Here is a 24,016-nt window from a genome sequence, read left to right on the forward strand (position 1 = left end):
AATGCGGTTAATTTCTTGGAATGTGAATGGATTGCGTGCGTGTATGAACAAAGGATTTATGGATTTTTTCAAAACAATCCATGCGGATATTTTTTGTATTCAAGAATCCAAAATGCAAAAAGACCAAGCAACCTTTGATTTTCTAAATTATGAGGAATATTGGAACAGCGCAGAGAAAAAGGGCTACTCTGGTGTAGCAATCTTTAGCAAACAAAAACCCTTGGGCGTAGAATATGATATGGGGATTACCCACCACGACAAAGAGGGACGCATTATTACAGCTGAATTTCAAGATTTTTATCTTGTGAATGTCTATACGCCAAACTCCAAGCGGGAGTTGGAGCGATTAGAATACAGAATGGAGTGGGAGGACGATTTTAGAGGGTTTTTAAAAAATTTAGAAAGTAAAAAGCCTGTCATTGTATGTGGAGACTTAAATGTTGCACACAAAGAAATAGATTTAAAAAACCCTAAAAGCAATCGTAGAAACGCCGGTTTTACCGATGAGGAACGCGCAAAAATGAGTATTTTGCTAGATTCTGGATTTACGGATACCTTTCGGTATTTTTACCCTAACAAAGAGGGAGCTTATACTTGGTGGAGTTATATGGGAAAAGCTAGAGCCAATAACACGGGGTGGCGGATTGATTATTTTTTGTGTTCTAAGGCTTTAGACTCCAAACTTCTTGATGCAACAATTTATCCTGAAATCTTAGGAAGCGACCATTGTCCTGTGGGGTTAGAAATTAATGCGCATTGATATTGATAATCAAAGCGGAATCGTTTTGGATTCCACATTTTTAGAGTTTTTAGAATCCATTTTTTTTAATATTTTAGAGGACTTGGGCTTGGGAGAAAAAGAATGTGAGCTTTTGCTTGTAGATAATGCAAAAATCCAAGCTATAAACTTAGAATTTAGGGGTATTAATCAAGCCACTGATGTGCTATCCTTTCCGCTAGAATCCGAGTTTTCCTCTCTACTAGGAAGCGTGGTTATTTCCACAGAATACGCACAAAATGTCGCACAGAAGCTAGGACATTGTTTGAAAGATGAAATTGCCTTACTTTTCATTCACGGAATCTTACATTTAGCAGGTTTTGACCACGAAACAGACAACGGCGAACAGAGGGCAAAAGAAGCAAAGATTGTAGAGAATTTTCACTTACCGCAAAGCCTCATTGTCCGCACCCAATCACAGACTTAAAAAGATTTCTTATGCTAGGTAAAACGCATATTAGTTTTGGGCTTGGGCTTAGTGCTTGTGGAATCGTTAGCTTTAATACATTCTCACAAGCTCCGCTTAATGGGATAGATTTAGGAATATTTTATGGAGCAGTTGCGCTTGGTTCGCTTCTGCCAGATATTGACGAACCAAACTCTCTACTAGGCAAAAAGACATTGGGTGTTTCTAACCTTATTAAAGCAGTTTTTGGACATCGTGGCTTTACACATAGTCTATGCTTCATTCTTTTACTTGGAATCGCCCTGCTCTTTTTAGGAACTTTAGATGAAAGTTTTTGGAAAAAGATTCCACTTATTAATGATTTTGTCAAACAATTTGGTGGCATTATAGAATCAAAAAATATTGAAATTTTTAGCATTGGTTTGTTGCTCGGTTGCATTTTTCATCTCATAGGCGATATGATGACACTAAGCGGTGTGCCTTTGTTGCTACCCTTTAAAAGTTGCAATTACCATATTACCCCAAGTTTTATGCGATTCAAAACAGGAGGAATACCCGATAAACTCATTACTGCATTGAGTTTAGGAATATTTGGTTATTTAAATTTAGAATTATTAGGCTTTAGCACAAATCTTAAGGGATACTTGCCTTTTTAGTTTATGTGCTTTAAAGTTTTTTGAGTTATAATCCAAACTTAAATTAATTAAATATTAAGAATTTAAGGGAATTTTATGTCTAAAAATCTAAAGTTTATTGAACCTGCGCGTCTATATACAGCACTTATTATGCTCATTGCCATTGTTTTAATTATTCTCTTTCACCACCCTTTGCTTTTATGGATAGTGCTTGGAGTAGCATTTGTCATTGGTTTTTATGAAGCCTATAAACTTTACAACAAAACAACTCCAAGCACCCTATTTCTATTTTTTGCGATTCTAATATGGTTAAGCCTCTATTTTTTAGAATCCCCCATTGGTGTATTTGTTGTTTTGGTGTTTCTTGGCGCATACCAAAGCTATACAAAAAAGGGGGAAATAGAGCAAATGCTACCCTTTATTTATCCTACAATTCCATTTATTTTTCTATATTTGCTTTATTTGGACGATTCCATTAATGCAATCATTTGGCTCATTGTCATCGTTGGACTTACGGATAGTTTCGCATATTTTGGAGGTAAATTCCTAGGCAGCAAACTTTTTGCTAATAGCACTTTTTGCCCAACTTCTCCCAACAAAACCAAAGAAGGAGTCTTGGTAGGAGTTGGAATCGCAACACTTATTGGTTCTTTGGTTGGGCTTGGCGTATGTGGTTTTTTTGCTTCGCTTGTCCTTACACTCATTACAAGTCTTGTGAGTGTATTTGGAGATTTATATGAAAGTTATCTCAAGCGTCAAGCAGGAGTTAAAGATAGTGGCTCTATTCTGCCCGGACATGGCGGAATCCTTGACCGCTTAGATGGCTATTTCTTTGCCGCAATCGTTCTTTATGCCCTCTTGAGAGTTCTTCAATTATGATTATACTTGGTTCTAGTGGTTCTATTGGTGTCAATGCGCTAGAAATAGCCAAACGTTTTAAATTGGAAGTTGAAATATTAGGTGTAGGCAATAATATTTCTCTTTTAAATCAACAAATCTTAGAACATTTCCCAAAAGCCGTTATCATTGCCCAAGAGCAAGATATTTCCAAAATTACTCCAAAATTTCAGGGAGAAATCTATATCGGCAAAAAAGGAATCCTACAAGCAATCAAGAATGCTAAATCTAAATTAGTCATTAACGCTTTGAGTGGATTTTTAGGCTTAGAACCCACACTCTACGCTATTGAATGCGATAAATTCGTGGCTCTAGCCAATAAAGAAAGCTTGGTTACGGGAGGAGAATTTATTGATATTTCCAAAATCATTCCCATTGATAGTGAGCATTTTAGCCTCAACTATTTGTTAGGATTCCATTCCTTACCGCGTCCTTTTAGAAATCTCTACATTACAGCAAGTGGAGGTGCATTTCGGGATATGGATTTAAATGCGATTCCATCTCAAAATGCTGCTAGTGCGCTTAAACACCCTAATTGGCAAATGGGTAAAAAAATTACGATTGATTCTGCGACAATGGTAAATAAACTTTTTGAAATCTTGGAAGCTTATTGGCTTTTTGGTAGCAAAAACATTGATGCAATCCTTGAGCGCAATTCTCATATTCACGCCCTTGTAGAATTTTGGGACGGAAGCGTTGTGGCGCATTTTGCTAGTGCAAATATGCAACTACCCATTGCTTATGCAATATGCCTTGGGCTTGGATTGCCCGAATCGTTTTTATATCAATTTACGGATTCCAACCAATCTATGCCAAAACCTATCGTTGCGCAACTAAACTTTCAAGACAAGGTTTATCATCTCCAACCCATTGAAATCTCTCGTTATCCTTTGTGGAATCTTAAAACAGCATTATTAGACAATCCAAAACTAGGCTTGGCATTAAATGCAGCAAATGAAATAGCAGTAGAAGCATTTTTACAAGATTCCATTCCTTTTGGTGCTATTGCTCCAATCGTGCAAGATTCTATGCAGACTTTTAAACAAAGCACTTTCAAAAATAAAGAAGAAATCTTTGCACTAGACAAAGAAATAAGAGATTACACCCTCCGCAAACTCCAATCCGTTTAAAAGTTTTTTGCTCATTATTTATTGATTTACATTTTTTTGAAATAATATCAATAAAATTTTAAGGAGCAACAATGAAAGCTAAAACTTTACTACTAAGCGCACTACTAGCAGGCAATGTTTTTGCGTTTGAAGTCGCTGAATTACCAAATATCACAGAAAGAGAAACTCCAAATACATCACAAACCAAAATTTACTCTTATTATGATTCTATTAAAGAAGCAAAAAATGCAGTAGTTAATATTTCTACACAAAAAAAAGTCAAAGCACCCAATCTTCAAGGACACCCTTTGCTTAATGACCCTTTTTTCAAACAATTTTTTGGTGACGCCTTTGGCGCGATGATTCCTAAAGACCGCGTAGAAAGAAGTCTTGGAAGCGGAGTGATTATCTCTAAAGATGGATACATTGTAACAAACAATCATGTAATTGACGGAGCAGATAAAATCCTAGTGGCTATGCCAGAAAGCAACAAAGAATATGAAGCTAAAGTAATTGGCAAAGACGCTAAAAGCGATTTAGCCATTATTAAAATCAATGCAAACAATTTACCATTCCTGAAATTTTCCTCCAGCAATGACTTGCAAGTGGGCGATGTCGTCTTTGCAATCGGAAATCCTTTTGGCGTGGGTGAAAGCATTACGCAAGGTATTATTTCTGCACTCAATAAAAGCGGAATCGGAATTAACGACTATGAAAACTTTATTCAGACAGACGCCTCTATTAACCCGGGAAATAGCGGTGGAGCACTCGTAGATAGTCGGGGTGGATTAATCGGAATCAACACTGCAATCCTTTCTCGCACAGGCGGGAATCACGGAATCGGATTTGCGATTCCTAGCGAAATGGTAAAAAAAATCTCCAAAGCCCTGATTGAAGATGGCGTAATTGAACGTGGCTATTTAGGAGTAAGCATTCAAGATATTAGCGGAGATTTACAAGAAGTATATAAGAACCAAAAAGGTGCAGTTGTCATTGCGATTGAAAAAGATTCTCCCGCAGACAAAAGTGGTTTAAAAGTTTGGGATTTAATTGTCAAAGTTAATAATAAAGAGATTAAAGGTGCAGCGGATTTAAAAAATATGATTGGCACTTTTAATCCAAAAGATAAAGTAACCTTAACAATACTAAGAGATAAAAAAGAACAAACTCTTAGCTTGGCACTCTCTAAAGCACCCAATGAAATGCAAGGAAGCATAAAAGAAAATAGTGGAATAGCCGGATTAGAAATTGGAGCTTTAAATGCAGAGACAAAATCAAAATTTGGAATCCCCAATAATGTTCAAGGCGTATTGGTTACAAATGTTAAGGCAAACAGCAAAGCAGAAGAGTTAGGCTTTAATAGTGGAGACATCATCATTCAAATTGAAAGCTTCAGTATTAGCGATATTAAAAGCTTCAGCAATGCAATGGAACGTTACAAAGGACAAACTAAACGTATGTTGATTAACCGCAATGGAAGGATATTCAGCATTGTAGCAAAATAGCAATTCTTTCTTATCGTTACAAACCCTTTATGGTTTGTAACAACACAAAAAACTTTCACATTCTCTCAACCCGCCACCATACGAAATTCAAGCAAGATATTAAACCCTTGTATTCAATCTATTATAAAAATTATTTAGAAAATCTTAGTAATTTATTATTATGAAACTTGACAATATAAGACTAAAGTTATATAATTTTGCCATTAAATTTTAAGGAGGAATCCACAATGAATATTTTAGAAAGATTAACCAATACTTTACAAGAAACATTAGAACAAGGTGCTTCCCTCGCACTCCATAACAAAAACCAAGAAATTGAGCCAATTCACCTTTTTTGGGCAATGCTAACAAACACCAATTCTCTCTTAAACCAAGCCCTTAACCGCTTAAATAGCGATAAAAATACCCTAGAATTAGAGGCTAAAAGCCTTGCAGGGAATCTACCCAAAAGCAGTCAAGTCAGCAAGGAAAATTTAAGAATCTCAAAAAATTTGCAAGAGTTATTCAATACCGCCGATGGCTTGGCTGTAAGCAATGGAGATTCCTATATTGCGCTAGATACTTTTATTCTAAGCGCGTTGCAAAACGATTCCATTAAGCAGCTTTTTAGCAAATATTTGGATATAAATGAGTTAAAAAAGACTTTTGAAGCAATGCGTGCAGGGGCGAAAATTGACTCCCAAAGTGGCGATGAGAATTTAGAATCGCTAGAAAAATTTGGCATTGACTTAACCAAAAAAGCCATTGAGGGCAAACTAGACCCTGTCATCGGCAGAGATGAGGAAATCACCCATATGATGCAAATCCTTATCCGCAAGACAAAAAACAATCCAATCCTGCTTGGCGAACCGGGCGTTGGAAAAACTGCGGTTGTAGAAGGGCTTGCACAAAGAATCGTAAAAAAAGAAGTTCCACTCTCTTTGCAAAACAAACGCGTGATTGCCCTTGATATGAGTGCGCTCATTGCGGGCGCAAAGTATCGCGGAGAGTTTGAGGATAGGCTTAAAAAAGTCATTGATGAAGTCAAAAAAAGCGGAAACATTATTTTATTCATTGATGAAATCCACACCATTGTGGGCGCGGGTGCAAGCGAGGGCAGTATGGACGCAGCAAATATCCTTAAACCTGCCCTTGCAAGAGGAGAATTGCACACCATTGGCGCAACCACCCTTAAGGAATACCGCAAATATTTTGAAAAAGACGCGGCATTGCAAAGGAGATTCCAGCCTGTAACCCTCAATGAACCCAATGTGAATGAAGCCTTGCAAATCTTGCGCGGAATCAAGGAGAGACTAGAGGCACACCACAATGTAACCATTACCGATAGCGCATTAGTCGCGGCTGCTAAACTCTCCAATCGTTACATTACGGATAGATTCTTGCCCGATAAAGCCATTGATTTGATTGACGAAGCGGCGGCAGAGCTTAAAATGCAAATAGAATCCGAACCTAGCGAATTATCCAAAGTGAAGCGCGAGATAGAATCCTTGCAAGTGGAAAAAGAAGCACTTTTGATGGAAAAAAATGATAAAAACAATGTGCGCTTAGAGGAAATCAAAAAAGAAATTGAGGATAAAAACGAGAAAAAGAAAAGCCTAGAAGTGCAGTTTGAGAGCGAAAAGCAGGTTTTTAACGACATTGCAAACATTAAAATCAAGATTGATTCTCTAAGGACAGAAAGCGAATTAGCAAAGCGCAATAGTGATTTTAACAAAGCAGCAGAGATTGATTATGGAAAGATTCCCGAGCTAGAAAAGGAGCTAGAATCCCAAAATGCAAAATGGGCAAAAATGCAAGAGGCGGGGACATTGCTTAAAAATGCTGTATTACCGGAATCCATAGCCGCTGTGATTAGCCGATGGACACAGATTCCGATTAAGAAAATGTTACAAGACGAAAAGGACAAGATTCTAGGCATTGAGAGTGAATTAAAAAAAGATGTTGTCGGGCAAGATAAGGCACTGCACGCCATTGCTAGAGCCATTAAGCGCAATAAAGCAGGATTAAGTGAGCTTAATCGTCCCATTGGTAGCTTCTTGTTCCTAGGACCTACCGGCGTAGGTAAGACAGAATCTGCTAAAACTTTGGCACGATTCCTCTTTGATAGCGAAAAGAATTTGATTCGCATTGATATGAGCGAATATATGGAAAAACATGCCGCAAGTCGCCTTGTAGGCGCACCTCCGGGATATGTTGGCTATGAGGAGGGTGGGCAACTCACCGAAGCCGTGCGCCGCAAACCTTATAGTGTCGTGCTTTTTGATGAGATTGAAAAAGCGCACCCGGATGTGTTTAATATGCTCTTGCAAGTCCTTGATGATGGGCGTTTGACAGACAATAAGGGCGTTACGATTGACTTTAGAAACACGATTATCATCTTAACAAGCAATATCGCAAGTAGCGCGATTATGGAGCTAAAAGACGAGCAAGAGCGTGAAAATGCAGTAAAAGATGCGTTAAAAAATTACTTCAAACCAGAATTTTTGAATCGCCTAGATGATATTGTGATTTTCAATCCGCTTGGATTAGAGCAAATCACGCACATTGTGGATATTTTATTTAAAGGAATCCAAAAGAAATTAATAGAGCGCGACATTCACATTGCCCTAGAACCAAGCGCAAAAGAATTTATTGCTAAAGTTGGTTTTGACCCAACCTTTGGTGCGCGTCCGCTTAAACGCGCCTTGTATGAGGAGATTGAAGACCGCTTGGCGGATTTAATCTTAGAGGGCAAAATCAAGGAGGGGAGCAAAGTGAGATTCTATGCGGAGGGGGACACAATGCAAACACACATAGAATAATATTCATTTTAGGGCGTATTTTCGCCCTATTTTAAGATTTTTCATTTTAATTTAATATTTTTTTGTTATTATCACAACCTTACTTTATTTTTTAACTATTCGGAGTATAGCGCAGCCTGGCTAGCGCACACCCTTGGGGTGGGTGAGGTCGTGGGTTCAAATCCCGCTACTCCGACCATTTATTTTTCTGCCAATTTTTGCCCCTCGTTGATTGCAAACTTATTATATTTTTATGCCATTAATTTTTATTTCGTATCCACCACCTTGTCATTGCAAGAATACATAGCATGTGTTGTGCTAGTAATCACCCGCTCTAGCGTAAATTTGTGAATTTAGAATCTTACTTGGAATATAACCACTCCATCATTGCGAGGAGCGAACACAGCGAGAAACGAAGCAATCTACAATGTTGAAACCTTGCCTGTAAAGATTCCATTGCTATTTGCTTTATTCTATATTATAGATTGCCACGAATTGCGTCGCGATTCTCGCAAGGACGTGGCAGTAAGCGCGTTGGGGTTGCAAGATTACAGATTGCTTTGTTTTCAATCCTTTCTTGCAATAAATAGGCGATTTGCTTTTGTTATTAGGAGAATGCGAAGAAGTTGTGGCGATCCATAGTAGGAGCTTTATTCTACCCTAGAATCAATATTCTAAATAATATTCTATGGTAGAGACAACACGCACATTTTTGATATGTGGAGTATTTCGGTCGCGATTGCTAATGCTAAATTGTCCTTGTGTGGCGCGTTTGATGCTACCAAGTTTGCTATTGGAGTCTTTTGCGAATTTCTGCGCTGCTTCTCTAGCATTAAAAGTGGATTCCTCAATCATTTGTGGCTTAATAGAGTTTAAGCCTGAATAGCTATACTCTACATCATAAGTGTTGATATTAATTGCGATTCCCTCTTGCCCAAGCTCCGTAATGCGCCCAAACACTTCTCTCCCAAGTGCCACTTGTTTAGTGTATAAAATCACCTCTCCACTACCAGAATAACGATAAGTTACCCTCCTATCGTCCGCATAATCATTGCTAAGTTTATCAGTAATATTGGGTGAACCAATTGTAATCTCGCCTTTGTCAAAACCCATTTTCTCTAAAAATTCTACAATCTTTTTTGAATTGCGTTCCATATCGGCATAAAGTGTGTGTAAGTCATTATTTGCAAGGCGAAATTTAAGAGGCAATATCATCACATCTGCTAACACCTCTTTCTCGCTCAAACCCTTAACTACCACACTACGTTCCCCTGCACGAAATTCTTGAACTGCTAATTTAGCACTTACACCAAAGATAACACTGCATAATACCAAACATAAGCCAAAAGTAATTGCTGCGATTCTATCCATTGCACACCTTTAAAAATGAAATTGGATTTTATTTAAAGAAGATATTTTATCTAAATTTCAAATAAATTCTCCCTATTCTAACATTTTGTGAAAACTTTGTGTGATAATTCACAAATGCGCCTAAAGATTTCATCAAAATCTACTCCATAGGCGCGAGAATCGCCAATGGTCGTAAAGAAATTTGTATCCCCAACAAAACGCGGAATCAAATGCAAATGCAAATGTTCAGGAATCCCCGCCCCTCCTGCGCGCTCAATATTCATTCCCAAATTTACCCCTTGCGCACCAAACTCTTTCAAGAGTGCCACCCCTTTTTGTGCTATCCTTTGCATTTGCAACCAAACTTCCGTATCTAAAAGCTCGGGCGAATGGATATGCGTATGCGGAATAACCAAAAAATGTCCGGGCGTGTAGGGAAACTTATTCATCACACAAAATACTTTATCGTCTCGGTAAAATACGCGATTCCTCTTATCTGCCTCAATAAGCTTATCTTTTGAGGATTCTAGTGTGGAATCCTTTTCTTGACTCTGCAATTTAATATTTTTAGACAAATCCAATCCTTGCGAAATTGCGCAAAATACGCATTCCGTGTTTTTGTCTTTAAAATACCCACTCCTCCAAGGCGCATACAAATATTCCATTGATTGCATTAACCTCTTAAATATAACTCGGCGCATCGTTAGCAAAAAGAATCAGATTTCCGCTATCCGTAGCAGTTTTTAAAATATGCTCAATATGCGTTTTGTCTTTAAGAATTATTTTTTGCGGATTGTGAATATGTTTGCGCAACAACCTAGAGTTTAATTCACCCGTAATAATGGCTAAATCAAAAACTTTATCTATTGCTTCAGCTAGTGCAATATTGGCTTCTTTAGAGCTTTCTACAAGACCCGGCGTTACAATAATCTTTTTGCCCTTATGCAATGAGGACAAACGAACTGCTTCAAGCATTCCATCAAGATTCCCATTATAACTATCATCTAAAATAATTTTTTCATTGACAACAATCTTGCTTAAACGATGATTGATAGGCTCTAATTTCTTGACTTTTTTTACTAATTGCTCATCACTTACACCCAAATCCTTCGCCACTGCAATAGCAGCACTAATATTTATCACATTAAATGAACCCAAAATGCGAGTTTGGAAGTCTAGTTTTTTCCCACCAACCTTAAGGGTGAAACTCGTCCCCTCAAGAGTCGCAACAATCCCGCTTACATCTTGAGGAAAATTGATAATTCTAGCAGAACAATGGGTTGGTTGAATATTATCCTTGTAAATATAAGCTTGATTTAGTGCCGCACTTTCTAATATTTCATATTTTGCACTATAAATATTTTCCAAACTCTTAAAATATTCTATGTGTGCTTCACCAATTTTACCAACAATTGCAACTTGAGGAGAAATCAAATCCACAATCTCTTTAATATCACCAGACCCTCTTGCGCCAGCCTCTACAATATAAATATCTGTTAAAGGGGAAAGATTTTGATTAATATCGGCAATGATTCCTGTGAGCGTATTTACACTTCTTGGTGTAGCATACACTTTAAAACTTTCTTGCAGTATTTGGAATAAAAAGTTTTTAAGGCTTGTCTTACCATAACTTCCAGTAATCGCAATAATTGTAAGGTTTGGCATACTGCTTAACTTATCCAAAGCAAGTTTTTTATAGCGATTTAATAAAATTTTCTCCAACAAAGAAGAAAGAGCGATGGAAATAACAAGCGGGAATAAATGGACAATTTGAATCAAGAAAGAGTATTCAGTGATTCTTAATAACAATAATTCATTAAACAAAATAAAGGCGATATATAAACCAAAGAACCTTAAAACTCGGCTTGTCAAGACCAATCGCTTACTAAGATGAAAAATCCATATACCCAACAAGATAAGATAAAGATATAAACCGATATAAAAATAAAGATTATTGGGAATAAAAATAAAATAAAGAACAGGCAACACAAAATAAAATAAATGCCATTTCTGCTTATGATGCCTAAACAATACGCGTGTAACTTTATAGTGATACCACTGAAGATTTATCATCACATAATAACTTAGGGCAACAAGAAAAATCCAGCGGGTCGCCATAATAAAAATATCAATACTTTGCAAATGGAATCCTTAAAGAAAAATTATGCAATTTTAGCAAATTTTAGATAAATTTTATTTGTTTTTGTCATTTAAGTAGATTCTTTCAATCTCTTTTGCGCCTTTTAAAAAGAAAAAATGATCACCTTCTAAAACAAAAAATTTAGAATTTGCTATCAATGCGTGTATTTGTTCTCCTGATTTTAAGGGCGTAGCAATATCTTTTTCTCCCCAAAAAATATAACAAGGGTTTTTAAATTCTGCAAAAACACTTGAAAAATCCTCATCTACAACATTTTTAAAAGTTTGATACATCACTTCGTCCATATTTTCTACATCTTTGGAGCGCAAAAATGATTTAAAGATTCCGCTTAATATTGGCATAAATTGATTCAAGAATTTAGCAAATGCAATTTTAAATCGCACTTTAAAGCTTTTTGGAACTTTAATTCCCGCACTACTTAGCAAAATCAATTCTTTAGGTTCCAACAAAACCGCAACTTTACCTCCAAAACTATGCCCCAAAATAATACAAGGCTTTACTGCAAGTTGTTTTAAAAAAATCCTTAAAATCTCGGCATAGTCATAAGTATGAAGCGCAAAAGGAGGAGTAGGAGAATTTCCAAATCCGGGCATATCCACATAACAATGCCTAAAATCTCTAAAAAGCGTCCCAAAAGCCTGTTTCATTAAACTCTTACTAGCCCCCCAGCCATGCAGAATCACGAGCATTTGTGCAGAAGGATTTTCAGATTCTAAAATCTCATAAGAGAGCAAAAAACTTTGCCCCTTATAGTCTAATCTTTTTTGCGCCACTATTTACCTTTTGCAAATTGAATTTGATGTAAAAATTCATAGGAGACTTTGATTTCACTAGGTTTTGGAAGAGCTTTAGAAAGCTGACTTAAAGCCCCTTGAAAATCGTGAAAAAGATAATTTGCAAGACTTCCGGGAATCGGATTAATTTCATTTAGGTAACACTGATTCTCTTTGACAAAAAAATCGCAACGAATCAAAGCACCCTCAAACAAATTTTCATAAAGTTTGCTAAAATTCTTTTGCAATATTTGTTTTAAATCTTCGCTAATTTCTGCTTCTTTTGCATTGCTTGTGCGTGAAAAATCCAAATACTTTTTCTCAAAATCCAAAAACTTCTTTTTCTCTGGTTCTTCAATAAAAGAAAACTGCATTCCCTCTTTGGATTTAAAACCTGCTAAATTATATTCTTTGATTCCTTCCACAAAAGGCTCAACAATAACCTTTTCATCAAATTCAAAAGCGGATTCTAACGCATACTGCAATTTTTCTTGGGATTCCACAACGCTAATTCCGATAGAACTTCCAAGCCTAGCAGGTTTAACAATTAGTGGAAAATTCCAATCATCTGGTATAGACTTCTCACGATAAAGCACACGATATTCAAGACTCAAAACCCCGCGACTTTGGGCAAATAACTTCGTTAGCTCTTTATCAAAGCTTAGCACACAAGCGGGATTGCGCGGACCAATATAAGGAATCCCATAAAAGTCTAATAAACTTGCCACACTTCCATCTTCTCCATCTCCCCCGTGAATAAGATTAATCAAAATTGGTAGATTAAGAGGCTTTTCCCCAAAAAGAGTGCGCAAATAAAATCCATCTTTTTTGGGATAAATTTTTTGTGCCTTTGTATAATCTTTAGAACTAAAAAATTTAGACTGCATATTTTGTATTGGAATCAAATAAAAATTATGTGAAGCGTCCAAAAAGATAAAATGCTTAACTTGCGGTAGCAGTTTTTTCAAAGCAATAGCACTCACAATGCTAATTTCGTGTTCGTAGGATTTCCCGCCAAATAAAATACAAAAACTCACAACATTTCCTTACAATAATTTTTTCAAAATCATACCAAAAGTTTAAATAAATTACCACTCCGTCCTTGCGCGAGATTCGTTAGAATCTTGCGGTAATCCATAATCTAGCATATTTGAAAAATTCCATCGCAAAGACTTCCTTGTGCTTCGCACTACCTCGCAATGACATAAAACTAACCTTTGTGCCATTGCGAGAAAATCTCTGATTTCGTGGCAATCCATAATTTTGCACTTCTTTAAGGATTCCATTGCAAAATATTTGATTGCTTGATTATGGATTTGCAAGTGTGGATCGGTTGATTTCACAACAGACGCTTTGTTGCGCTTTGCACTGCACCGCAAGGACGAGAAACCAAAGCGTCTGCTACTCGCCATACAGGATTCCGTAAAAAGTCGGACGCTCCGCCCCTTTCGTCATTGCGAGAATCGCAACGCGATTCGTGGCAATCTATAATTTCAATACAAAGAGAATTCCGTAGCAGTTTGGATTCTACATTACAAAATCACAAATTTTGCTAACCTTGCCTTTTAAAAATAGCTTTCCGCCACTCTCCCTCAAAAACACTTCCTCGCCACTTGCAGGATTAAAAAGGCAAGGGTTTGGAATCTTGCCCAAAGAAAAAAGAGAATGAAACATTGCCGCCATTCCTGTGCCACATGCCAAAGTCTCATCTTCCACACCGCGTTCAAAAGTGCGTGCAATCACCCTATCTTGCAGAATCTCTGCAACATTCACATTGGCATTGTATTTATGGCGCAAAGCACGTAAATCCTCCTTGCTTAGCCCCTCGCCACCCTCGCAAACAAGATGGGGCACACCTGTATCAAGGAGATTCCAAGTCCTGCCATACTCGCAAATCCCCTCTTGCAACACTTTTGCCACCCCTAGGACACTCTCCACTTGCTCCCCCTCTATCGTGGCTTCAATCACACCCGCTAGCGTTAAGAATCTCTGCTTTAATCCCGCGATTCCTTGATGATAAGCATACATTGCCGCTGCACGACTCCCATTGCCACACATTTCCGCCACACTGCCATCGCAATTATAAAACTCCCATTCAAAATCGCATTCCAAATGTGGCTTTAGGATAATCAGACCATCTGCACCAACACCAAGATGGCGATTGCAAATCTTTTGCGCAAGTTTATCCCATACGCGTTTTTGGAATCCAAAGGTATGCGTGAGAATAAAATCATTACCACTTGCAGAATATTTACTAAAAAACATAAAAAGCCTTTGAGGAAATTTTTAGAAAATCTTACCACAATCTAACACAAAACAAAAGATTACATCTGTATAATCCTATGTTTGTTAGATTATAGATTGCTTCACTGCGTTCGCAATGACGCCTTACTTTTCTGTCATTGCGAGAGGCGTAGCCTCGTGGCAATCTATAATGTGGGATTAAAGTAAATACAACAATGGAATCTTAAAGTCTTTAAAAGAGATTGTGAAGTTTAATGCATGTAGGATTATGGATTTGCAAGTGTGGGCAAAATCCTTGCGGATTGTGCGCTTCGGCTTTGCCTTGTAATGATGAAGTAGTTAGCTTTTCTTGGTGTGCATTTACGTGAGCATTTACACCCGCTTTGGCGCAAATCTATAATTTAGAATAAAAAATACTGCATTTTTTTAAAGCGACACAATATGACAGAAAATATATTATAATATCAACTCAAAATTTCCAATAAGGAGTGCAATAATGTCTGATAGAGAATTGCGCAATAAAGCTACAAAAATCCCCCCCCCCCCGCAGAAATAGCTCAGCTAGAAAATCTTAACCAACAATTCCCTAGTTTTTTCAAAAGCTTTGACACTTCCATTTCCTCCTTTTTAGAGCGCAGAAATTATGAATATTTTGCGCTAGAGAATAGGTTGCAGCAAGAAAATGATGAAACAATAGAGTTTGTCCGCATTTCACACATTGCTTATGATAGAGAAAAGGACGCAAGCAACATAAACTTGCTAGATTTCCAACAACTCCTTAGCGCAATGGCGTCAAAATCCGGTAAATTTGTCTATATGTTAGAGAGCGACACAAGCGGTATAAGCCTCTATTTTGGAACTTCAAAGAATCCAAACGATACAGAAAACACCAATGCGGAGTTTTTAAGGCAAACATTTTGTGGAATCTATGGTGGTTCTGAATGCAACCCCTGCAAAGAAAGCCCACTCACAAAGGAGCTAAAATACTCCAAAGCAATGCTAGGACTTCCCGCGCTTAAACGCGATTCGGATAAATCCTATAAACAATCTTTAGAAAAAATCCTCTTTCCAATGCAGGGCAAACGATTCCGCATTTTAATCGTAGCAGAATCCTACCCCTTGCCAATCCTTCAAGAAATCATTGCAAATCTCCAAGAACTAGGCAATGAGGTGCATAAAATCGCTAAGGTGAGTTTGAATTATAGTCAGAATCGCTCCCTTGCTCTTAGTGAAACGACGAGTGAAAGCTACACGCAAGGGGAGAGCACTTCTTATTCGGAGAGTAAAGGAACTTCCGAGCAATCCACAAAAAGTAAAATCGCAAGTGGAATCGCAACGGCAGCAACCATAGGAGCTTCGGTTTTTGTCACAGCAGTAACAGGAGGTGCAGCTGCACCTTTATTAAGAGGAGCAATCGGTGCAAGTGCAAATATAGCGTCAATGGCATTCAATAAGCAAGAAAGCCAAAGCACTTCTACAAGCACCACAACCAACACGAGCAAAAGCACTTCTACAAGCAGAGGAACGACAGACACACAAGGCGATTCCAAAGGCATAAACTACGAGCAAATCAACAAAGGTGCGGAAGGAAGCGAAAAAATGATAGACAAATACATTGAACGATTCCAAAAGGGCTTAAGCTATGGTATGTGGAATACTGCGCTTTATATCCAAGCAGACGATGAACCAACCTTATCCCAGCTCCAACACACGCTTAAAAGCGTCTATGGCGGGGACGAGAGCTTTTTTGAACCCTTGCGATTCACCCCTACAACCCAAATACCCATTAGCAAAGTTCCAATGTTTTACCTCAAGGACAATCTCCACCCAATCCACCCCTCTTTTTATGGGCTCTCTACCGCGATTAGCACAGAGGAGCTTTCTATCCTTGCTGCATTGCCACACAACGATATACAAGGAATCAGTGTCAGTCGCACTGCAAACTTCGGCTTGACACAAGCCCTCACGAAAGAAAACGAATCCTACATAGAAATTGGCGAGGTGCTAAACAAAAGACTACCAACTTCCCAACGTTTCAGGCTCTCTACGCGTGCGCTAAACTCACATTTGTTTGTAAGCGGAATCACAGGCAGCGGCAAATCTAACACAATCAAGCTGCTTTTAACAAAACTTCACAACGAGCTAAAGCTACCCTTTTTAGTCATTGAACCCGCAAAAAGCGAATACAAGCACCTCATCAAAGAGATTCCAGACTTGCAAGTCTTCAAGCCCGGAAGTTTGGGGGATTGCTTCAGGTTTAATCCCTTTGTCTTTCACTTCACGAGAGAGAATCCCATTACAACACTAACCAAGCACACCGATATGCTAAAAGTCGCCTTTACTTCCGCGTTTCCTATGTATGGGATTATGCCAATCATCTTAGAAAAGGCAATCCACACCGTGTATGAGGATAAGGGTTGGAGCTTTGAAACAGAGGATAACCCCGCCTATGTAGAATCCAAAAGTGCAAATTACGACAACAAAACTCTTCTTTTTCCTACAATGGAGGATTTAAGAGACAAGATTGATGCAGTCGTAGAAAGCTCCGGTTATGCACAAGAGTTTGACCAAAACATCAAAGCCGCACTTAAAACGCGCATAGAAAACCTTACATTAGGCGCAAAAGGCAGGATTTTCAACTCAAGGCATTGTTTGGATTCTAACATTTTGTTTGAAAAGCCTACAATCATTGAACTATCTAGTATCGCAGACGATGAGGAAAAGGCGTTTTTAATGGGATTGTTGCTCAATCGGCTTTATCAATACAAAGAGGAGCAAGGGGACGCACAAGGAGAGCTAAAACACATCTGTGTCATAGAGGAAGCCCACAGACTTTTGCCAAATATCTCTAGCCAAAAAGGCGAGGAAGCAAACGCAAAAGGCAAGGCGGTTGAAACCTTTACCAACCTCTTAGCAGAGATTCGCTCCTATGGACAAGGGCTTATCATCGCAGACCAAATCGCCTCCAAGCTTCACCCCGATGTGGTGAAAAACACCAATATTAAAATCTTGCAGCGCACAATGGATAAAGAGGATAGAGAAATTGTCGGCAACGCAATCAATCTTACCCAAAACCAAATCCTAGACATTGCCGAACTCAAAACGGGCGAAGCCATTGTGCATAACAAAGACATTCACCAAGCCTTTATGGTGCAAATTGACGCAATAGAATCGCAAAAAGCAGAGGAAGAGGAGTTTGCAGATTTTAGAGCAAGATTCTATGCAAACCACCCAAAATACAAACACGAATTTATCGGTGAGTGGGAGTTTTGCAACACAGAAAATACAGAATCCCAAGAAAGCGGCAGGCAATCCAAAGACTACCTAAATCAAATCAACAATATTCCAAAGCTACAAGCGAAATTAGCCCTACTTGAGGTTCTTAACGCCGCGATTCTAAACCAAGAGGAACAGACGATACAAGAAAAATGGGAAAATTTCATCAAGCTGCTTAGAACCTATAAAGCAGAACATAGCAACCCAGTGATTTTTCATCTTTTCCTAAGGGGTTGGAAGCAGTTTAAACACCTCTCCAAAACAAGCAATTATCGCTTAATTGAGGATTACAAAAACGCCTATAAGGCAAGTTTGGATTTGATAAAGGCATTAGAAAACAAAGAGGGCATAACAAAAGCAAAGCAAGAATTGCAAGAATGCTTCTATAATGAAAATCTAAAACCCAATTCCACAGATTCCAAGCAAGAGGACGAGGCGATAAACTACACGCTTTTCATACTAGAAAATATTGAGGCAAAGGGCTTATGGGAGAAAGTCAATCAAACCATTCAACAAAGCCCAAACTTAGGCAGTGGATTAGATGAGGCGTTAAGAATTATCTTTGAAAAGATTCAAACAAATCAATCCCTTAGAGATTCTTTAAAAATTATATATAATAACCAAAGGAGTAAAAATGTTTTTTAAACCTCAAGAAATTCCTAAAAATGAGGAATTAAAGCAACCAATCATTGCAGACGAAACGCGAATGAAAATTGAGGAAAACAAAAAAATCAAGGAAAATTCTCCTTATTCCGATGCCATTAACGATTACATTCGCAGCAAAGAGGAATTAGAGATTTATAAAGAACTTGGTTTGGAAGAAGGGGTTATCAATGATAAACCTGTTTTAAAGGACAACAGCATAGACCCAAATCTAAAGGATTCTGAAGGACGCACAAATTTGGAGAGAATGGAAAGAGGACTTCCACCAATAGATAAAAATGGTGATCCTTACAATCTGCACCATATAGGACAAGGCAAGGATTCTCCACTTGCGGAGCTACCAGACAAGACACACAAAGAAAATGATAAAATTTTGCACGACAAAAACAGACCAAGTGAAATTGATAGGGGTAGCTTTGCCAAAGAAAGAGCAGAACATTGGAAAGCAAGAGCAGCAGAAATCAAAGCACAACAAGGAGTAAAAAATGACTAAAATTTCAGAATTAGAAAATCTAGCAAAAGAGCGAAAAATAACACTTTACAAAGGCACACCCGCTAGTGATGAGCAAATTAGCGCAATGCAAAAACAGCTAGGGCTTACTTTGGGAGAGGAATACAAGCAGTTTCTCAAAAATTTTGGGTTTTTAAACGCGGAATATTTAGAGTTTTATGGAATCTGTGGAGAAAATAATGCGATTCCAAGTGCTATTTTTGCCACTTTATCTATGCGAGAAAAAATACCAAACTTTGCTAAAGATTTAATTGTGATTGGAGATGTAGGAGATGGTAATTTTTATTGCATAGATTGCAAGGACAATGTGTATTATTGCCAATATGACGAGGCAAAAAGATTAAACCAAACCTTAGGCGAATTTTTAGCAAAAGAAATTCAAGCACTTTAATCAAAAGGAGACAGAATGATAGAGTTACGCACAATAAAAGATTTGTTTAACAAGATTGAGGCATTAGAGGAATATTTTAAAGAATATCCAAACGCCTTGAGGGAAAATACCCTACAAGAGCTCAAAGAAAAGCTTAAAGGCAAACAAATCTACAAAATCGCAGTCGTTGCCAATATGAGCGCAGGGAAATCCACGCTTATTAACGCGCTCTTTGGGAGAGAGATTCTCCCAAGCTTTACTGAAGCCACTTCCGATTGCATTGTAGAAATCACTTCTATGCCAGACATTCCAAAAAAGGCGGAGGTATTTTTTGGGAATAAATCCCCCATTACACTAGAGGAAAAGGACTTTATAGAACTCAAGCAATACGCACAAAAAGATTCCAAATGCGAGGACAAATACAAAGGAGTAAAGAAAATCACGCTCTCCTATCCCTTTTTGCATATCCAAAACGAGCAAGAAAATATAGAGATTCTTTTCATTGACACGCCCGGACCAAACAACCAAGGTGAATCTGCAGACAAACACAAAGAACAGACAAAAGACACATTAAACGATGTAGATATGGCACTCTTTGTCTTTGACTATGGGCAATTAGACGCGAATCTTGGAATAGGTAAACAAAACGATGAACAAAACGATGAACAAAACGATGAACAAGGACTATGGCGTACGATAGAAAAACGCAAAGAAAAGGATGAAGACTTTGAAGTTTTTTTCTTGCTCAATAAAATAGATATGGCGTTTGAGGATAATAACAAATTAATGAAAAATGACAAAGATTATTCCCGCGAGAGAGAAAAGGAGCTAACAAAGAAATATTGGGGCAGACACGAAGCAGAAGCTTTTGAGAAATTACAAAAAGCAGCAGAGAATCACAGAATCCAAAATCCACAAATCTTTGCACTCTCCTCTTATTATGAACTCTTACGTAGAATGGAGAGTAGAATGGAGAATGGCGGACAACCGCTCACAGGCGATGAAGAAGACGCCCTAGATATTTTTCAAAAGAAATTTCAAAGAATATTTGATGAAAAATGGGAACAAGAGTGCATAGACTACACAAGCTTTGAAAAGCTAGAAAAAGCGATAAATGACCACATTAACAAACAAGTCGTGGGCAAGATTTTAGAAAAAAAATCCGATGAAATAAAAGACATTCTAAGAGAGGAAAGCAACGCAATAGAAACAAGCATTCAAAATCTCCAAAATCCAGAAGCAGAGGAAAATATAAAAAATGCAAAAGAGTTTCTACAAAAGGAGCTACCCCCACTCCAAGAGAAGACGCAAGAAAACGTCACCAAAAGCAAGGAGAAAGCAAAGGAGCAGGTAGAATCCACGATAGAAAAATGGATAGAGCAGGAATTTACAAACAAGGTAGAGGAAATCGTGCTAAAAGCGGTAATCTTTATGCACGAGTTTGTGGAAGGAAACAAAAATCCAGCAAAACAAGTAGAAAGCATTTTTAAAGAACTAGGGAATTCAGAAAATAAAAATTCATCTGCCAAAAATAAAAATTCATCTACTAACTTCCTTTCCCATTTTGAAAGCATTTTTAAAGAACTAGGGAATTCAGAAAATAAAAATTCATCTACTAACTTCCTTTCTAGTTTCCATGCAGTAGAAACGCAAAAAACTAAGAAGGAATACTTAGAACCAAGCACTCTTAGTCTCAAAAGTAAGAATCAGGCAGATTCTATCCATTCCGAAACAAACAAATACATTAGTTCTCTGATTGAAAATTGCAAGAACAACTTCCTAGACATTCAATCCGAAATCAAATGCCACTATGTAAGCCTAAATGCCCAATGCAACACAAGCCTACAAGACTTCAAAAGCGCAATAGAAAAACGCTTGAACCAAACATTGCAAGTAGATCTAAAAGAGCAAATGCAACCCATTGCCATAGACTATTCGGAAGCCTTAAACCTCTCTACAAGCATTCCTAAAAGTGTTTTAAGCTATACCTTTAAAGAGGCGCAATACAAAGAAGTGAGCGATTCAAGTTGGTGGAATCCCTTTAGTTGGTGGGATACCAAAAGGGTGCAAACTAAAGCCGAAGAGCACACACTTACAATCAATCCAAAAGAACTGCAACAAGCAATCGCAAGCACATTCACAAACATGACAACAGAATTTAAGGCTATGGAAATCAAGCGACACCAAGACGCCATTTCCGCCTTTGGGAGCAAGACACTGCAAAAGGCGATAAGGGAGATTGTAGAGAGCAAAACCCAAGAAATAAACAAGCTAGAGGAGGAAATCCAAAACGCGCAGAGCAATCTTAAGAAATCCCAAAGACAACAAAAGGTGCTAACAAACACACAAGAAAAAATGGGATTTTAAATCATTTAACCCAAATTCTAAAGAAAGGAGAACAAATGGATACATTAGCAGTCATCGGAGTCTTAGCCATTATTACAGTCGGAGGAACAGTCGCATATCTGATAAAAAATTCATCAAATACGGGATTAAGCAAAGACGACCAAATGCGATACAATAGAACCAAAACAAATATAGAAAACTTCACCCGCTCAAAAAATTGGGAGGCATTAGAAAATATGCTAGATACTCGCACATTGCGCGACTTTCCCGATTTGGATAAAATGGTAAAAGACGCGCTAAAAAACAAACCAAAGTCTTAAGCAATGAATCCGACCAAAAGCGATACACTCGCTACGCGCCTTGTGCAGATTTTGCTAAAGCTAAACAATGGAGAAGCACTCTGCGCTAGAGAGTTAGCGGAGGAATTTAATGTCAGTGTGCGCACGATTCAAAGGGATTTGAAACATTTTGAATCCCTGTTACTTAAAGAGGGCAACCTCTATCGCCTAGAGCCAAACTCTCTAGGCAAACTAAACCTTAAAAACCTGCAAGATTTTGTAGCTTTAAGTGGCATTGAAAATCTTTTTCCAAGCATAGATTGCAACTTTTTGAAAACCGCTTTAAAAGACCCCATTTATTTGGTAAAAAATCAAGGGTATGAGCATTGGACAAACACACAACTCTTTAACACCCTCTCTCTAGCGGTTAAAAATCATAAGATTCTAACCTTTAATTATGCGCAAAAACCCCGCAATGCAAAGCCTTATAAGCTTGTCAATAATTATGGGGTTTGGTATCTTTTAGCAGAGGAAAATCATCAGTTAAAAAACTTCACATTAAGCAAAATTTCTAATCTTGCGACAAGTGATGAGGGATTCCAACCCAGCCAAAAGTTGCTAGAGCAAATCAAGCAAAATAGGAATCTTTGGTTTGCCAAAAAGGAATCGGAAGCAATTTTGCAAATCAGCTCCGAAGCTTTTGCGTATTTTTTCCGAAAACCAATCTTGAGCAATTACACAATCCTAGAAAACTCCGACACAAGCCTGACGCTTTCTACAAAATTTGCCTACGATGACGAGATTTTACGCCTCGTGCAACAATGGATTCCTTATATCACAATCCTAAGCCCACAAAGTTTGCAAGATAAATTGCGTGAAAATTTAGAGAAATATTTAAAGCAAACTTTTGCAATGGAATCTTAAAAGCTAGATATAAGATTATGGATTTGCAAGTGTGGGCAAAATCCTTGCGGATTGTGCGCTTCAGCGTTGCCCCGCAATGACGAAAAAATATGCTTTAAAGACAAATTTACATTATGGATTGCTTCACTGCGTTCGCAATAACGGAGTGGTTAGCTTCTTGTCATCGCAAAAATTTGCAAGTTTTTACTCTTGAGATTTTAAACTAGAGTAGCATTTGCTACCCTAGAAAGGTGGTTTGATTTGCTTAGCCAAGCAATGCGTCTAAGCGGCTTTGTAGATATTGTGTGTTGAAGGTTGCAGCATAAAGAGAAGCGTTTTCTCTAATTTTTGCATTATTTAATTGGTTATAATTTTCAGCCAAATCATCTTTCATTAGCCCACCCTCTGCGGCTTTAAGATTTACGACTGTGTTCATACTTGCATTCACGCCCGATTGGATTCCATTCATCGCAGCACCAATATCCGCGCGGCTCATATTTACATTATTGATGAAATTCAAAATACTTTGCTGATTATTCACGCTTAAGCCTGAAACATTAGGAGCTTGCATATTGATACTCTCTGTTCCATTGCCTGTAACAAAGCTCATTTGCCCACTAAAGACATTTTTGCCATTGAAAACCGCTTGATTTGTCGCATCGCTCATCGCTTGTGTTAGCGCATTCGCCTCACTTTCAATCATTGCTCTTTGCTCATTGTTTAACGCAGGATTCCCCAAAGCTACAGAAAGTTCATTCATACGAATTGCGGAATCTGTAATATTAGAAAGTGTCGCGTCTGCAATTTGCATAACGCCTAACGCGTCATTTGCATTGCGGATTCCTTGAGACATTGAGTTTGCCTGTGCTAAAAGCGCATTTGCTAGAGCCAAACTCGCACCATCTGTTGCCTCCAATGGACGCTGGGAGGAAATCTTTTTTAACGTACTCTTTTCGTCCTCTTTTGCCTTATTTAAACTAATCAAGCTTTCATTCGCACTTTGTGTATTACCGATTTTCATCTTAATCTCC

The 24,016-nt window shown here is 38.0% G+C and carries 22 protein-coding genes and 1 tRNA gene; 15 read left to right on the top strand and 8 right to left on the bottom strand.

Annotated elements, in window-relative coordinates:
• Window position 1: 1 nt before the first annotated feature.
• The 8 genes from BS85_RS0107675 to BS85_RS0107710 all read left to right on the top strand — a co-directional run bounded on the left by BS85_RS0107675 (window position 2) and on the right by BS85_RS0107710 (window position 8,309).
• Window positions 2–760 carry an exodeoxyribonuclease III gene (locus BS85_RS0107675; RefSeq protein ID WP_026944277.1) on the top strand — a complete coding sequence of 253 codons (759 nt, stop codon included), beginning with the start codon at window positions 2–4 and terminating at the stop codon, window positions 758–760.
• Complete coding sequence (gene ybeY, locus BS85_RS0107680; RefSeq protein WP_026944278.1) at window positions 750–1,205, top strand: rRNA maturation RNase YbeY; 456 nt, start codon at window positions 750–752, stop codon at window positions 1,203–1,205. The genes BS85_RS0107675 and ybeY overlap by 11 nt, the downstream gene beginning before the upstream one ends.
• 11 nt (window positions 1,206–1,216) lie before the next feature.
• On the top strand, window positions 1,217–1,840 hold the full coding sequence (locus BS85_RS10530) for a metal-dependent hydrolase (protein WP_051604742.1): 624 nt from the start codon (window positions 1,217–1,219) through the stop codon (window positions 1,838–1,840).
• A 75-nt stretch (window positions 1,841–1,915) separates the two neighbouring features.
• The gene (locus BS85_RS0107690; protein ID WP_026944279.1) at window positions 1,916–2,698 is read left to right on the top strand and encodes a phosphatidate cytidylyltransferase; all 783 of its coding nucleotides are present in this window, start codon (window positions 1,916–1,918) and stop codon (window positions 2,696–2,698) included.
• Window positions 2,695–3,846, top strand: a complete 1,152-nt coding sequence (dxr, locus tag BS85_RS0107695; RefSeq protein WP_026944280.1) for a 1-deoxy-D-xylulose-5-phosphate reductoisomerase — start codon at window positions 2,695–2,697, stop codon at window positions 3,844–3,846. The genes BS85_RS0107690 and dxr overlap by 4 nt, the downstream gene beginning before the upstream one ends.
• 71 nt (window positions 3,847–3,917) lie before the next feature.
• Window positions 3,918–5,330, top strand: a complete 1,413-nt coding sequence (locus BS85_RS0107700; RefSeq protein ID WP_026944281.1) for a DegQ family serine endoprotease — start codon at window positions 3,918–3,920, stop codon at window positions 5,328–5,330.
• Between the two features lie 227 nt (window positions 5,331–5,557).
• The gene (locus tag BS85_RS0107705) at window positions 5,558–8,131 is read left to right on the top strand and encodes an ATP-dependent Clp protease ATP-binding subunit (protein ID WP_026944282.1); all 2,574 of its coding nucleotides are present in this window, start codon (window positions 5,558–5,560) and stop codon (window positions 8,129–8,131) included.
• Between the two features lie 100 nt (window positions 8,132–8,231).
• Window positions 8,232–8,309, top strand: a tRNA-Pro gene (locus tag BS85_RS0107710).
• A gap of 467 nt (window positions 8,310–8,776) precedes the next feature.
• Here BS85_RS0107710 and BS85_RS0107720 read toward each other — a convergent pair.
• The 6 genes from BS85_RS0107720 to BS85_RS0107745 all read right to left on the bottom strand — a co-directional run bounded on the left by BS85_RS0107720 (window position 8,777) and on the right by BS85_RS0107745 (window position 13,737).
• The gene (locus tag BS85_RS0107720; RefSeq protein ID WP_026944284.1) at window positions 8,777–9,481 is read right to left on the bottom strand and encodes an SIMPL domain-containing protein; all 705 of its coding nucleotides are present in this window, start codon (window positions 9,479–9,481) and stop codon (window positions 8,777–8,779) included.
• Window positions 9,482–9,558: 77 nt separating this feature from the next.
• The gene (locus tag BS85_RS0107725) at window positions 9,559–10,125 is read right to left on the bottom strand and encodes an HIT family protein (protein WP_026944285.1); all 567 of its coding nucleotides are present in this window, start codon (window positions 10,123–10,125) and stop codon (window positions 9,559–9,561) included.
• 16 nt (window positions 10,126–10,141) lie between these two features.
• Window positions 10,142–11,602: a Mur ligase family protein gene (locus BS85_RS0107730; protein WP_026944286.1), complete on the bottom strand. Its 1,461-nt coding sequence runs from the start codon at window positions 11,600–11,602 to the stop codon at window positions 10,142–10,144.
• Window positions 11,603–11,653: 51 nt separating this feature from the next.
• A complete protein-coding gene (locus BS85_RS0107735) occupies window positions 11,654–12,394 on the bottom strand; it encodes an alpha/beta fold hydrolase (RefSeq protein WP_026944287.1) in 741 nt (246 codons plus the stop codon).
• On the bottom strand, window positions 12,394–13,431 hold the full coding sequence (locus tag BS85_RS0107740) for a D-alanine--D-alanine ligase (RefSeq protein WP_026944288.1): 1,038 nt from the start codon (window positions 13,429–13,431) through the stop codon (window positions 12,394–12,396). Before BS85_RS0107740 ends, BS85_RS0107735 begins: the two co-directional genes overlap by 1 nt.
• Before the next feature lie 51 nt (window positions 13,432–13,482).
• Window positions 13,483–13,737, bottom strand: a complete 255-nt coding sequence (locus BS85_RS0107745; protein ID WP_156938089.1) for a hypothetical protein — start codon at window positions 13,735–13,737, stop codon at window positions 13,483–13,485.
• Window positions 13,738–13,750: 13 nt separating this feature from the next.
• Between BS85_RS0107745 and BS85_RS12095 the strand changes: the two genes are divergently transcribed.
• On the top strand, window positions 13,751–13,885 hold the full coding sequence (locus BS85_RS12095) for a hypothetical protein (RefSeq protein ID WP_281173578.1): 135 nt from the start codon (window positions 13,751–13,753) through the stop codon (window positions 13,883–13,885).
• A gap of 36 nt (window positions 13,886–13,921) precedes the next feature.
• Here BS85_RS12095 and dapF read toward each other — a convergent pair whose 3' ends face one another.
• Window positions 13,922–14,659, bottom strand: a complete 738-nt coding sequence (dapF, locus tag BS85_RS0107750) for a diaminopimelate epimerase (protein WP_026944290.1) — start codon at window positions 14,657–14,659, stop codon at window positions 13,922–13,924.
• 648 nt (window positions 14,660–15,307) lie between these two features.
• Between dapF and BS85_RS0107755 the strand changes: the two genes are divergently transcribed.
• Genes BS85_RS0107755 through BS85_RS0107780 form a run of 6 tightly spaced genes read left to right on the top strand, consistent with a single transcriptional unit; the run spans window position 15,308 to window position 23,006 of the window.
• Window positions 15,308–18,559 carry an ATP-binding protein gene (locus BS85_RS0107755; protein WP_026944291.1) on the top strand — a complete coding sequence of 1,084 codons (3,252 nt, stop codon included), beginning with the start codon at window positions 15,308–15,310 and terminating at the stop codon, window positions 18,557–18,559.
• Window positions 18,549–19,070: an HNH/ENDO VII family nuclease gene (locus tag BS85_RS10535; RefSeq protein ID WP_051604743.1), complete on the top strand. Its 522-nt coding sequence runs from the start codon at window positions 18,549–18,551 to the stop codon at window positions 19,068–19,070. Before BS85_RS0107755 ends, BS85_RS10535 begins: the two co-directional genes overlap by 11 nt.
• Window positions 19,063–19,479 carry an SMI1/KNR4 family protein gene (locus tag BS85_RS0107765; RefSeq protein WP_026944292.1) on the top strand — a complete coding sequence of 139 codons (417 nt, stop codon included), beginning with the start codon at window positions 19,063–19,065 and terminating at the stop codon, window positions 19,477–19,479. The genes BS85_RS10535 and BS85_RS0107765 overlap by 8 nt, the downstream gene beginning before the upstream one ends.
• Window positions 19,480–19,494: 15 nt before the next feature.
• Window positions 19,495–21,825, top strand: a complete 2,331-nt coding sequence (locus tag BS85_RS0107770; RefSeq protein WP_026944293.1) for a dynamin family protein — start codon at window positions 19,495–19,497, stop codon at window positions 21,823–21,825.
• A gap of 35 nt (window positions 21,826–21,860) precedes the next feature.
• Window positions 21,861–22,124, top strand: a complete 264-nt coding sequence (locus BS85_RS0107775) for a hypothetical protein (RefSeq protein WP_026944294.1) — start codon at window positions 21,861–21,863, stop codon at window positions 22,122–22,124.
• A gap of 3 nt (window positions 22,125–22,127) precedes the next feature.
• On the top strand, window positions 22,128–23,006 hold the full coding sequence (locus tag BS85_RS0107780) for a helix-turn-helix transcriptional regulator (protein WP_026944295.1): 879 nt from the start codon (window positions 22,128–22,130) through the stop codon (window positions 23,004–23,006).
• Between the two features lie 244 nt (window positions 23,007–23,250).
• Here BS85_RS0107780 and BS85_RS0107790 read toward each other — a convergent pair whose 3' ends face one another.
• Window positions 23,251–24,006 (bottom strand): flagellin, encoded by a 756-nt coding sequence (locus BS85_RS0107790; protein ID WP_026944296.1) that lies wholly within the window; start codon window positions 24,004–24,006, stop codon window positions 23,251–23,253.
• Window positions 24,007–24,016: the final 10 nt, after the last annotated feature.

Origin of the sequence: Helicobacter rodentium ATCC 700285 (assembly GCF_000687535.1) — a bacterium.
Classification (GTDB): Bacteria; Campylobacterota; Campylobacteria; order Campylobacterales; family Helicobacteraceae; genus Helicobacter_D; species Helicobacter_D rodentium.

Coding starts and splice junctions, on each gene's coding strand:
- BS85_RS0107770 (WP_026944293.1), top strand. CDS start 19,495: ATGATAGAGTTACGCACAATAAAAGATTTGTTTAACAAGATTGAGGCA.
- BS85_RS0107720 (WP_026944284.1), bottom strand. CDS start 9,481: ATGGATAGAATCGCAGCAATTACTTTTGGCTTATGTTTGGTATTATGC.
- BS85_RS0107775 (WP_026944294.1), top strand. CDS start 21,861: ATGGATACATTAGCAGTCATCGGAGTCTTAGCCATTATTACAGTCGGA.
- BS85_RS10535 (WP_051604743.1), top strand. CDS start 18,549: ATGTTTTTTAAACCTCAAGAAATTCCTAAAAATGAGGAATTAAAGCAA.
- BS85_RS0107725 (WP_026944285.1), bottom strand. CDS start 10,125: ATGGAATATTTGTATGCGCCTTGGAGGAGTGGGTATTTTAAAGACAAA.
- ybeY (WP_026944278.1), top strand. CDS start 750: ATGCGCATTGATATTGATAATCAAAGCGGAATCGTTTTGGATTCCACA.
- BS85_RS0107780 (WP_026944295.1), top strand. CDS start 22,128: ATGAATCCGACCAAAAGCGATACACTCGCTACGCGCCTTGTGCAGATT.
- BS85_RS0107690 (WP_026944279.1), top strand. CDS start 1,916: ATGTCTAAAAATCTAAAGTTTATTGAACCTGCGCGTCTATATACAGCA.
- dapF (WP_026944290.1), bottom strand. CDS start 14,659: ATGTTTTTTAGTAAATATTCTGCAAGTGGTAATGATTTTATTCTCACG.
- BS85_RS0107790 (WP_026944296.1), bottom strand. CDS start 24,006: ATGAAAATCGGTAATACACAAAGTGCGAATGAAAGCTTGATTAGTTTA.
- dxr (WP_026944280.1), top strand. CDS start 2,695: ATGATTATACTTGGTTCTAGTGGTTCTATTGGTGTCAATGCGCTAGAA.
- BS85_RS0107700 (WP_026944281.1), top strand. CDS start 3,918: ATGAAAGCTAAAACTTTACTACTAAGCGCACTACTAGCAGGCAATGTT.
- BS85_RS10530 (WP_051604742.1), top strand. CDS start 1,217: ATGCTAGGTAAAACGCATATTAGTTTTGGGCTTGGGCTTAGTGCTTGT.
- BS85_RS0107675 (WP_026944277.1), top strand. CDS start 2: ATGCGGTTAATTTCTTGGAATGTGAATGGATTGCGTGCGTGTATGAAC.
- BS85_RS0107705 (WP_026944282.1), top strand. CDS start 5,558: ATGAATATTTTAGAAAGATTAACCAATACTTTACAAGAAACATTAGAA.
- BS85_RS0107765 (WP_026944292.1), top strand. CDS start 19,063: ATGACTAAAATTTCAGAATTAGAAAATCTAGCAAAAGAGCGAAAAATA.